General features: G+C 62.4%; 14 protein-coding genes and 1 tRNA gene. 10 read left to right on the forward strand and 5 right to left on the reverse strand.

Going from position 1 to position 10,880, the window contains the following annotated elements; translation table 11 throughout:
• From IRL76_RS04335 to IRL76_RS04345, 3 genes are all read left to right on the forward strand, one after another.
• Positions 1-879, forward strand: coding sequence for a tyrosine recombinase (locus IRL76_RS04335; RefSeq protein ID WP_200983501.1), 879 nt, complete (start codon positions 1-3; stop codon positions 877-879).
• Positions 880-888: 9 nt separating this feature from the next.
• Positions 889-1,833 (forward strand): acetyl-CoA carboxylase carboxyltransferase subunit alpha, encoded by a 945-nt coding sequence (locus tag IRL76_RS04340; protein ID WP_200983503.1) that lies wholly within the window; start codon positions 889-891, stop codon positions 1,831-1,833.
• Between the two features lie 113 nt (positions 1,834-1,946).
• Positions 1,947-3,416 (forward strand): M48 family metalloprotease, encoded by a 1,470-nt coding sequence (locus IRL76_RS04345; RefSeq protein WP_200983505.1) that lies wholly within the window; start codon positions 1,947-1,949, stop codon positions 3,414-3,416.
• 82 nt (positions 3,417-3,498) lie between these two features.
• Here IRL76_RS04345 and IRL76_RS04350 read toward each other — a convergent pair whose 3' ends face one another.
• On the reverse strand, positions 3,499-3,678 hold the full coding sequence (locus tag IRL76_RS04350; protein WP_200983507.1) for a Flp family type IVb pilin: 180 nt from the start codon (positions 3,676-3,678) through the stop codon (positions 3,499-3,501).
• 121 nt (positions 3,679-3,799) lie between these two features.
• Complete coding sequence (locus IRL76_RS04355; RefSeq protein ID WP_200983508.1) at positions 3,800-3,982, reverse strand: Flp family type IVb pilin; 183 nt, start codon at positions 3,980-3,982, stop codon at positions 3,800-3,802.
• A 112-nt stretch (positions 3,983-4,094) separates the two neighbouring features.
• Here IRL76_RS04355 and IRL76_RS04360 point away from each other — a divergent pair, with 112 nt between their 5' ends.
• Positions 4,095-4,496, forward strand: coding sequence for an NUDIX domain-containing protein (locus IRL76_RS04360; protein ID WP_200984177.1), 402 nt, complete (start codon positions 4,095-4,097; stop codon positions 4,494-4,496).
• Positions 4,497-4,540: 44 nt separating this feature from the next.
• Positions 4,541-4,617, forward strand: a tRNA-Arg gene (locus IRL76_RS04365).
• Between the two features lie 47 nt (positions 4,618-4,664).
• Here the strand turns inward: IRL76_RS04365 and IRL76_RS04370 are convergent.
• On the reverse strand, positions 4,665-5,063 hold the full coding sequence (locus tag IRL76_RS04370) for a metallopeptidase family protein (protein ID WP_200983509.1): 399 nt from the start codon (positions 5,061-5,063) through the stop codon (positions 4,665-4,667).
• Between the two features lie 89 nt (positions 5,064-5,152).
• Here IRL76_RS04370 and IRL76_RS04375 point away from each other — a divergent pair, with 89 nt between their 5' ends.
• The 3 genes from IRL76_RS04375 to folE are packed head-to-tail and all read left to right on the forward strand — an operon-like array spanning position 5,153 to position 7,811.
• Positions 5,153-5,644 carry a hemerythrin domain-containing protein gene (locus IRL76_RS04375; protein WP_200983510.1) on the forward strand — a complete coding sequence of 164 codons (492 nt, stop codon included), beginning with the start codon at positions 5,153-5,155 and terminating at the stop codon, positions 5,642-5,644.
• Between the two features lie 23 nt (positions 5,645-5,667).
• A complete protein-coding gene (locus IRL76_RS04380) occupies positions 5,668-7,203 on the forward strand; it encodes a phospholipase D-like domain-containing protein (protein WP_246449980.1) in 1,536 nt (511 codons plus the stop codon).
• Positions 7,200-7,811 carry a GTP cyclohydrolase I FolE gene (gene folE / locus IRL76_RS04385; protein WP_200983511.1) on the forward strand — a complete coding sequence of 204 codons (612 nt, stop codon included), beginning with the start codon at positions 7,200-7,202 and terminating at the stop codon, positions 7,809-7,811. Before IRL76_RS04380 ends, folE begins: the two co-directional genes overlap by 4 nt.
• Positions 7,812-7,815: 4 nt before the next feature.
• On the opposite strand, the gene IRL76_RS04390 is transcribed toward folE, so the two are convergent.
• Positions 7,816-8,079 (reverse strand): hypothetical protein, encoded by a 264-nt coding sequence (locus IRL76_RS04390; RefSeq protein ID WP_200983512.1) that lies wholly within the window; start codon positions 8,077-8,079, stop codon positions 7,816-7,818.
• An 86-nt stretch (positions 8,080-8,165) separates the two neighbouring features.
• Positions 8,166-8,645 (reverse strand): peroxiredoxin, encoded by a 480-nt coding sequence (locus tag IRL76_RS04395; RefSeq protein WP_200983513.1) that lies wholly within the window; start codon positions 8,643-8,645, stop codon positions 8,166-8,168.
• A 175-nt stretch (positions 8,646-8,820) separates the two neighbouring features.
• On the opposite strand from IRL76_RS04395, the gene IRL76_RS04400 reads away from it, so the two are divergent.
• Positions 8,821-9,285, forward strand: coding sequence for an S-adenosyl-L-homocysteine hydrolase (locus IRL76_RS04400; RefSeq protein ID WP_200983514.1), 465 nt, complete (start codon positions 8,821-8,823; stop codon positions 9,283-9,285).
• A gap of 128 nt (positions 9,286-9,413) precedes the next feature.
• Positions 9,414-10,823, forward strand: coding sequence for an adenosylhomocysteinase (gene ahcY, locus IRL76_RS04405; protein ID WP_200983515.1), 1,410 nt, complete (start codon positions 9,414-9,416; stop codon positions 10,821-10,823).
• Positions 10,824-10,880 lie beyond the last annotated feature (57 nt).

Below are 10,880 nucleotides of genomic sequence, written 5' to 3' on the forward strand. Positions count from 1 at the left end.
GTGAGCGCGATACCCGACTTCCTCGCCATGCTCGCTGCCGAGCGAGGCGCGGCACGCAATACCATCCTCGCCTACGGACGCGATCTCGAACAGGCTGAGGAGATGCTCGGCAGTTCGCTCGCCGGCGCATCGACCGCGCAGCTCGCCAGGCTCACACAAGGCTGGACCTCGCTCGCGCCGGCGACGATGGCACGCAAGGTTTCCGCGTTGCGCCAGTTCTACGGCTTCCTTGTCGATGAGGGCCTGCGCGAGGATGATCCCAGTCACGCCCTGCCGCGCCCTGCAACCCGGCGCCCGCTGCCCAAGATCCTCAGCCATGCCGAGGTCGAACACCTGTTCGCGCAGGCCGAGGAAGAGGCAGCAAGCGACAATCCGCTTGCGGTGCGGCTGCTTACCCTGCTGGAAATGCTCTACGGCTCCGGGCTGCGGGCGACGGAACTGGTGTCCTTGCCCCTGTCGGCCGTGCCGCGCGATGCACCGTTCATCACGGTCATGGGCAAGGGCGGACAGGCGCGGATGGTGCCGGTCAGCCAACGCGCAATCGCCGCGCTTTCACGCTGGCTGCCCTTGCGCGAGGGAGGCACGCAATTCCTCTTCCCGTCGCGCAGCAAGCACCTCTCCCGCATCCGGCTGTACCAACTGCTCAAGGAACTGGCCGTCCGTGCCGGATTGCCGCCGGAAAAGCTCAGCCCGCATGTCCTGCGCCATGCCTTCGCAACCCATCTGCTCGAGGGCGGGGCAGACCTGCGCGCACTGCAGACGCTGCTCGGCCATGCCGACATTTCCACGACGCAAATCTACACTCATGTCGATGCTGCGCGACTGGTGAAGCTGGTAAACGAGCGGCATCCGCTTGCGCGCCGCGCCGCATCGGACTAGCGCGACGCGATGATTTCTTACCTCGAATTCGAGAAGCCCGTCGCGGAGCTGGAACAGCGCATCGCCGAATTGCGCAGCGCGTCCGAAGGCGACGATGTCGATATCTCCAACGAACTCCAGCGGCTCGAGCTCAAAAGTGCCGAATTGCTGGCGAGCACCTATTCGTCCCTGACGCCGTGGCAAAAGACCCAGGTCGCACGCCATCCGTCGCGGCCGCACTTCCGCGACTACGTCGAACACGCGTTCGAGGAATTCGTCCCGCTGGGCGGCGATCGCCTCTACGGCGACGACGATGCCATCCTCGGCGGCCTCGCCAAGCTGGGTGGACGCAAGGTCGTGCTGATCGGGCATGAAAAGGGCAACGACACGGCGAGCCGCATCAAGCACAATTTCGGCATGGGCAAGCCCGAGGGCTATCGCAAGGCGATCCGCCTGATGGAACTGGCCGGACGCTTCGGGCTGCCTGTGGTGACGCTGGTCGACACCTCGGGCGCTTTCCCGGGCGTGGAGGCGGAAGAGCGCGGGCAGGCGGAAGCCATCGCCCGGTCGACCGAAGCCTGCCTCGCGCTGCCGGTCCCCATGGTCGCCGCGATCGTGGGCGAGGGCGGTTCGGGCGGCGCGGTCGCACTGGCCAGCGCCGAGCGGGTGCTGATGTTCGAACACGCGGTCTATTCGGTAATCTCGCCCGAAGGTTGCGCCTCGATCCTATGGCGCACGGCCGAGAAGGCTCCCGATGCTGCCGAAGCGATGAAGGTCACGGCACAGAACCTTGCCGATCTGGGCGTTATCGACCGCATCGTCCCCGAACCTGTCGGCGGGGCGCATCGCGATGCGCGCGCGGCGGCACAAACGCTGGCCACCGCCATTGGCGAGGAGCTAGACATGTTGTCGCGCGAGGATTCTGCCAGTCTGGTCCGGATGCGGGAAGAGCGGTTCCTGAAAATCGCCGGCTGAACGGGCAGGGAGGTAGCTCGGGAACAAACTGCCCGGCCTCCCGGTTTCCCCTTGCATACACGAACTTAAGGAGGGTCGCTCGTGCGGCCTTTCCGCGCAAGGGGAGCCCTCATATGCCGCGTTTCAAATCCTTAGCTGCTGCCTCGACCGCCACACTCTCGCTCGCGCTTGCGGGCTGCATGGGTACCGGCAGCATTCCCGACGCCTCCGCCCCCATCACCCAGAGTGAGGCGCAGGCCGGAGCCGAAGCGCATCCGCAGCTGCTCGCCGAATTCGGCGGCGCGATGACCGGCAGCCAGGCACAATATGTCGAACAGGTCGGCAAGAACATCGCCGTCCAGTCGGGCCTCGGCAACGCGCGCGAAAGCTTCACCGTGTCGCTGCTCAACAGCTCGGTGAACAACGCCTTCGCCATTCCCGGTGGCTACATCTACACCACCCGCCAGCTCGTCGCCCTGATGAACAACGAAGCGGAACTTGCCGGCGTTCTCGGCCACGAGGTCGGCCACGTCGCGGCGCGTCACTCGCAACGCCGCCAGGCCAAGGCGCAGCAGAATTCGCTGCTCGGCGCGGCAGGTGCGATTCTTTCGGGCATCCTCCTCGGCAACAGCGGGCTGGGACAGCAGATCGGACAGACCTTCCTGCAGGGCTCGCAGTTGCTGACGCTGAAGTTCTCGCGCACGCAGGAACTCGAAGCTGATGAACTGGGCATCCGCTACCTCAACCAGGCGGGCTACGATCCCAAGGCGATGGCAACCGTCCTGCAGAGCCTGGCGTTGCAGAACGCTCTCGATGCGCGCCTGATGGGCCGAGACAATGCGTCAATCCCGGAATGGGCGTCGACGCACCCCGATCCGGCCAGCCGTGTCCAGACCGCGCTGACGAAGGCGCAGGGCATGAGCGGCGTGACCAACCGCGATACGTTCCTCACCCGCATCGACGGGCTGCTCTACGGCGACGACCCCAAGCAGGGCGTCATCGAAGGACGCGAGTTCATTCATCCCGAACTGCGACTGGCGTTCACGGCACCACAGGGCTTTTACATGATCAACGGCACGAGCGCCGTCTCGATCAGCGGTCAGAGCGGTAAGGCACAGTTCTCGCTCGCGCCGTACAATGGCAACCTCAACACCTATGTGCAGAGCGTCTTCTCGGCGTTGAGCAAGGAACAGCAGGTCACGCCTTCGTCGATCCAGAAGACCACCGTGAACGGCATTCCGGCCGCATACGGCACGGCACGCGTGAATTCGAGCAGCGGACAGGTCGATGTGACCGTATTCGCCTACGAATTCGCCAATGATCGCGCGTATCACTTCCTCGCCATTACCCCGGCGGGCCAGGCAAACACGTTCAACGCCATGTTCTCGTCGATGCGCCGGATCACGGCGCAGCAGGCGAGCGGCGTGATCCCGCGTGTTCTCGACGTGATCACTGTCCGCAGCGGCGACACCGTCGCCTCGCTGGCGAGCAAGATGGCCTATACCGACAACCAGGTTGAACGCTTCCGCGTCCTCAACGGCCTGACTGCCAATGAAAACGTCACCGTCGGCCAGAAGGTGAAGATCGTGGTGCGGGGCAGCTAAGCCCCGATCCACATCTGCTTCAGGCAAAGAAAAAGGCGGCAGGATTGCTCCTGCCGCCTTCTCTTTGTGTGCGTGCTATCGCTTAGGCAGCGGTGTTAGCAGCGCTCATCGAGGTGCCGACCTTGTTGAAGGTGGTCGACAGTTCGTTGCCGAGGCTCTGCATGGCGGTGATCGCAGCAACGGCGATCAGAGCAGCGATGAGGCCGTATTCGATGGCGGTCGCGCCCTGTTCGTCGCGAAGCAGCTTGTTGATGAACTTCATGTGTCGTCTCCTGGTTCAGTCTTCGTTCCCGGCTCTCTCCGACAATGTACGGTTCGAGCGATCTTCGTTTAGCAGGCGAGAAGTTGAGAAATTCCTAACTCGTTCGCCAACTTTCCTTCCCTCAGGCAGCGGCCGTTGCGGCAGCCACCTTGTCCTTCACATTGGTCCACATGCCGATGGTGCTCTGCCCGAAAGCAGAGATGCCGCCGACCATGGCCAGGAAGATGAGGGCGAGGATCAGCCCGTATTCGACAGCAGTGGCTCCGCTGGTGTCTTGTCCCAGTTTCTTGAGAAATTTGACCATTTCAGAGTTGCCCCAATTGTCACTTTGTCGAAGCTGACATCGACGGGATAAGGGGGGCAGAGTTAAGAAACGGTTGAGGGAAGACGCGGAATTGGAAAAAAATCCGACATGGATGTGCGTGGTTGCCTTGGCTCTCCATGACGGGAAGGGGCGTTGGCTTATGCATCGCCGCCCTGAAGAAAAGCATCATGGCGGCCTATGGGAATTCCCGGGGGGCAAGGTCGAATCGCGCGAAAACCCTGCGCAAGCGCTTGTTCGCGAGATTTCCGAAGAGCTTGGATTGACGCTCGATCCGCGCAAGCTGGAGCCGTGTCGATTTGCGCAAGAAGAGCCTGGCGAACGCGAATCCCCGATTGTCATCCTTCTTTACACTTGCAGTTGGGACGGCAGCGCGTTGGCCGCGCTGGAGGGTGGGGAGATCGGGTGGTTCACCCCTTCGGCCGTCCTCGAACTCGACATGCCCCCTCTCGATATCGCCCTTGCTGCAGGTCTCTTCGAAAAAGCTTCGGATTAGGGATTGCCAAGCCTGAAACCCGCACCTATGTGGCGCCCTCCAGCGCACCCGTAGCTCAGCTGGATAGAGCACCAGACTACGAATCTGGGGGTCAGAGGTTCGAATCCTTTCGGGTGCGCCATACAAGCCCATTCCTCGCAAGAGGGGTGGGCTTTTGTGGTTCCTGGGCTAGTCGTCCTCGTCCTCGAGCCAGTGCATGTCGTCATCGCTGAAGCCGAAATGATGCCCCGCCTCGTGAATGACCACGTGGCGGATGAGGTCGTCCATCCGCACGCCGGTATCCCGCCATTCCGCGATCAGCGGTTCGCGGAACAACCAGATTCGCGCTGGCATGCGTCCGCTTTGCCAGATTGATCGATCGGGCAGCGGGTGACCTTCATAGAGTCCGGTCAATTGCCAGCGTTCCGTGAGGCCGACCGATGCGAGCTGTTCGGTGGTCGCGAAGTCCACCACCTGCATGACGATTTCGCCCATCTGCTCACGGAACTGCTCGGGAAGGGAGGCAATCACCTCCTCGGCCATATGCTGCATCTGGCCAGGTGTCGGACCCTGTCGTCGCTCGAACATGGCTGGGGATATGGGCAGCACCGGTTTCGGGCGCAAGCTGCGGAACCCGTGCGCCGCTGACCTGTTGGAAGGGCAAAGGAGACTTTCCCATGACCGACACCGCCGAAATTTTCGACCGCCTCAAGAAAGATCACGACAAGCATCGCGAACTTCTCGATCGGCTGCTGGAGACCTCTGGCGAGAGCGAAGAGCGCAAGATGCTCTTCACCGAGCTGACCAAGGAACTGAAGGCCCATGCCGCTGCCGAGGAGCAGGCGCTGTATTCCACGATGCTGCGCAAGCCCCCGACGACCGATGACACGCGGCACTCTGTGGCCGAGCATCACGAGATCGAGGAGGCGCTGAACGATCTTGCTGCGACCGACATGTCCGAAGGCGGCTGGCTGACCAAGTTCAAGACCTTCGACCACGACTATCGTCACCACATCGACGAGGAAGAGCAGGAGCACTTCCCCGAGTGCGAGGAATACCTCGACGAGAACGACATGAAGCACATGCGCAGTGTTTTCGAGCGGCGGAAGAAGGAAGAGAAGGCCGAAGCCGAGGTCACGCCCGAGAAGAAGGAAGACGCCAAGGAATAACGGCCGGTACAGGGGGAAGACTTTTGGCTAACGACATCGATCCCAGCTGCACTTCGCAGTTGGAGCCGGGCATCGAGCCCGGGACATGGCGCTATGAACACGCCACTCGCGCGACGATGATCGTCGATGCGGCGGACTATTTCACCCATATGCAGGATGCGATGCTCAATGCGCGCAATCGCATCCTGCTAATCGGCTGGGATTTCGACACCCGCATCCATCTCGACCATGGCCGCCGCTGGTGGCAGCGTGGCTGGAAGAGCGAGCACCCGAAGCGGCTGGGCAGCTTCATCGCCTGGATCGCGCGCAAGCGCAAAGACATCGACATCCGCATCCTCAAGTGGAGCGTCGGGCTCTTCTCGATGATCGGGCGCGGGACGATGTGGTACGACATCGCCCGCTGGGCGCGGCACAAGCGGATCACCTTCAAGTTCGATACGGCTCATCCGGTTGCGTGCAGTCACCACCAGAAGATCGTCGTAATCGACAACAGGGTGGCGGTGTGCGGTGGAATCGACATGACCGACCAGCGCTGGGACACGCGCGAACATCGCGAAGAGGATGCCCGGCGCAGGACTCCACGTGGAAAGTCATATGGCCCCTGGCACGATGCGACCATGATGATGGAAGGCGACGTTGCCCTGGCCTTGGCCGAACTGGGCGCGGATCGCTGGACCTGCGCCGGGGGTGAAGCCATTCCCGAGATCGACCCGTGCGACAACTCCCCTTGGCCCGAAGCGCTCAAGGCACAGTTCGAAGACGTTGAGATCGGCATTGCGCGTACCCGCGCGGCCTATCGCGATTGGGACAAGGTCGACGAGATTCGCCAACTCTATGTCGAGCAGATCAAGCGGGCGAAGAAGCTGATTTACGCGGAAAGCCAGTATTTCGCATCGCGTGCGGTTGCCGAGGCGATCCTTGCGCGCGTGCAGGAGGAAGACCCGCCTGAAATCGTCATCGTCCACCCGGCCAACGCCGATGGCTGGCTGGAACAGCAGGCGATGGACCATGCCCGTGCCGAACTGGTCCGCTGCATCAAGGAGGCGGACCACAAGAACCGCTTTTCGATCTGGAACCCTTATACCGGCGAAACGCCGATCTACGTCCACGCGAAAGTGACGATCGTCGACGACGAGATCATTCGCATCGGTTCGGCCAATCTCAACAACCGCTCGATGGGTCTCGATTCGGAGTGCGATGTGTTCATCGACACCGCACGCCCGGCCAATTCCCATGCCGGCGATGCGATTGCGGCGCTGCGTCGTTCGCTCATCGCGGAGCATACCGGGGTGGACGAGGACGAGGTCGATGATCTCATTGCCCGCCATGGTTCGGTCGCGGAAATGATCGATCACACCCAAACCGAAAGCGGCCGAAACCTCGTCCGCTATCATCCGCCAGAACTCAACGATGCGGAAAAGTCGCTGGCGCAGAGCCAGCTGCTCGACCCCGAAGATCCCGGCGACATGTTCGAGCCATTTGCAAAAGGTGGAATGTTCCGCGATGGGAGCCGCTTGGGACGCATCCGGAACAGGATCAGGAGGATCAGGGGCAAGTGAGCAGCCTTGTAGGACCCGACGAAGACGACCCGCGCGGCAAGCCGCCGGTGCCCGAGCATGTGCAGGATGCAATTCGAACGCTCATCGAATGGGCAGGCGATGATCCGACGCGCGAGGGCCTTCTCGATACGCCCGCGCGCGTCGCGCGCGCGTGGAAGGAATACTGTCTCGGTTACGAGGATGACCCGGCGTACCATCTGAGCCGAGTGTTCGAGGAGGTCGGTGGCTACAACGAAATCGTTCTGCTCAAGGACATCCCGTTCCAGTCACACTGCGAGCACCACATGGCACCGATCATCGGCAAGGCCGCGATCGCGTATCTTCCCAATGACCGTGTCGTCGGCATCTCCAAGCTGGCCCGCGTGCTCCACGGCTTCGCCCGACGCCTACAGGTGCAGGAGCGCCTTACCGCCGAGGTTGCCGATTGCATCTGGGAAAACCTCCAGCCGCAAGGCGTAGCGGTGGTGATCGAGGCAGCTCATAGCTGCATGACCGCGCGCGGCGTGCGTACGCCCGGCGTCGGCATGATTACCAGCCGGATGATGGGTACGTTCCTGGAAGACCAGCGCAGTCGCAAGGAAGTGCTCAGCCTGATGGGCTACGGCTGACGGTTTAGCGGCTTAAGATGCGCTCTATCAGACCCGGTCGCTTGCGCCGGGGCGGTGTTTCGCCGGCTACCATGTAAAGGTAATTACCGAGCAGGACCGCCTGTTCCTTGGTAATGAAATAGCGGAACTCGCGCACGTCGTCGTTGCTCTGCGGAGTCTTGCGAGTGCTCTGCATGATGAGCAGCGTCTGGTTGCCGGCAGGCGTAGCCTTCCAGCCCAGCAGGACGCCGAAGTCTCTTTCGGGATCGGTTTCCGGAGTATCCACCATTCCCCCCAATCCCGCATATGATGAGCCCCGCCGTGCGAGTCGTGCAAGGCGGGGCGCAACATTGTCCGCAGATGGGACGGTTGGCGTCAGAGCTGCCCGAGCAGGTGCTCCGCACTCGAAACCGAGAAATCCCCCGGAGCCTCGACATTCAGTTCCTTGACCACGCCGTCCTCGACGATGGCCGACCAGCGCTGGCCACGCTTGCCCATGCCGAAGCCCGAACCATCCATCGTCAGGCCGACTGCTTCGGCGAAATCGCCGTTGCCATCCGCCAGCATGGTGACTGCATCAGCGCCGTTGGCAGCCTTCCAGGCACCCATGACGAAGGCGTCGTTGACCGCGGTAGCAACGATTTCGTCGACACCCTTGGCCTTGAGCTCGTCGGCTTTGTCGACATAGCCGGGAAGGTGGCGCGCGGAGCAAGTCGGGGTGAAGGCACCCGGGACCGAGAAAAGCGCGATAGTCTTGCCCTTGAAATATTCGCTCGACTGGACTTTCTCGGGACCGGCTTCGGTCGCCTTCACGAGTGTCACGTCGGGCAGCTTGTCACCCACCGAAATCGTCATTGCCTGGATTCCTTGTCTATTCCGTCCGGTGCCGGAGGTAGGCGGGCGGTGTGGCAAGTGCAACCGCCGCCGGATGGTAAATTCTGCTTTACTGCGGCTCTTTAAAGACCGGTAAACTTCTCGGTGCGAATTTCTCTCCAGCGGGCACAGGGACGCGCCGCAGGGAGACAGGGACATGCACATCGGGAAGACCTTCATTGCGGCCGCAAGCGCAGCAGCAGTGCTATTGACTCCAGTGGCGGCGGGCGCCGCACCTTCGCAAAACGCTGAAAATATCCGCAAGCTCGACATCATGCTGATGGTGACTTCGCTCCGTTGCCGCATGGGCAAGGACGATTTCCAGCCGCAGTATCGCAAGTTTTCGGCCAACCACATCACGACGTTGAACGGCGCTGCCAAGACGCTCGAGGCTGGCCTCGTAAAGCGTCACGGTGCCAAAGGGGCCAAGCGTGCACTGGACCGCATCAGCGTGGGCATGGCCAACCAGTACGGCCAGGGACACCCGTGGCTCGATTGCGGCGCGCTCAAGGACATCACCAGCGACCTCGCGGCCAGCAAGAATCCCGCAGACCTGTCAATCGCAGCCGATGAACTCCTGGCATCGGGACCGCGCAACGGGGGGCGCTTCGCGGCCCGCTAGGTTCTCTCGGGGTCGTCGGGTTACGGGGGTTGTTGCCCTCGACCCGGGGAGCGGCTAGGGGCGGCGCCGACAAGCGCCGCCCTTTTCGCATCTGCGGTGCATATCCCCTATCCACCCGAGGATTGACCGTGACCGCCTTCACCGACTTCGTGATCAAGGACATTGCGCTGGCCGACTATGGCCGCGCCGAAATTGCCATTGCCGAAACCGAGATGCCCGGCCTGATGGCGCTGCGTGAGGAATACGGCGCCAGCCAGCCGCTCAAGGGTGCGCGCATCACCGGCTCGCTGCACATGACGATCCAGACCGCTGTCCTCATCGAGACGCTGGTGGCGCTGGGTGCCGACGTGCGATGGGCGACCTGCAACATCTTCTCGACCCAGGACCACGCCGCCGCCGCGATCGCCGCGCGCAACATTCCGGTGTTCGCGGTGAAGGGCGAGAGCCTGGCCGACTATTGGGATTATGTCGGCTCGATCTTCGACTGGTCGACCGATGAAGACCCGGACCTGACCGCCAACCTCATCCTCGACGATGGCGGCGATGCGACCATGTTCGCGCTGTGGGGTGCCCGCATCGAGGCCGGCGATGAACTGCCCGAGCCGCAGAATGCCGAGGAAATCGAATTCCAGCGTGCGCTCAAGGCCTTCGTTGCCAAGAAGCCGGGCTACCTCACCGCCTCGGTGAAGAACATCAAGGGCGTCTCCGAAGAGACGACCACCGGTGTCCACCGCCTCTACCACATCGCCAAGGGCGGCAAGTTGCCGTTCCCGGCGATCAACGTGAACGACAGCGTCACCAAGTCGAAGTTCGACAACCTCTACGGTTGCCGCGAGTCGCTAGTCGACGCGATCCGCCGCGCAACCGACGTCATGCTTTCGGGCAAGATCGCCTGCGTCGCCGGCTTCGGCGACGTCGGCAAGGGCTCGGCCCAGTCGCTCCGCAATGGCGGTGCGCGCGTGCTGGTGACCGAAATCGACCCGATCTGCGCGCTGCAGGCGGCGATGGACGGCTTCGAGGTCGTGACCATGGAAGAAGCCGTGACCAAGGCCGACATCTTCGTCACTGCGACCGGCAACGAGCACGTCATCACCGCCGCCCACATGGAGGCGATGAAGGACAAGGCGATCGTCTGCAACATCGGCCACTTCGACAGCGAGATCCAGATCTCGGCGATCGACAACTACGAGTGGAACGAACTCAAGCCCGGCACTGACGTGGTCAAGTTCCCCGACGGCAAGGAAATCATCGTGCTGGGCAAGGGGCGCCTGGTGAACCTCGCCTGCGCTACCGGCCACCCGAGCTTCGTGATGAGCTTCAGCTTCACCAACCAGACGCTGGCCCAGATCGAACTGTGGACCAAGGGCGACGACTACGACAACCAGGTCTACGTCCTGCCCAAGCACCTCGACGAAAAGGTCGCTGCGCTGCACCTCGACAAGCTCGGCGTGAAGCTGACCCAGCTCAGCCAGAAGCAGGCCGACTACATCGGCGTGCCGGTGGCCGGGCCGTTCAAGCCGGACCACTATCGCTACTAAGTGACAATCCTTTGCGGGGAAGTGCAGTGGCTTGCCATTGCATCCCCGCCACAGGGC

The organism is Qipengyuania soli (assembly GCF_015529805.1).
GTDB lineage: Bacteria > Pseudomonadota > Alphaproteobacteria > Sphingomonadales > Sphingomonadaceae > Qipengyuania > Qipengyuania soli.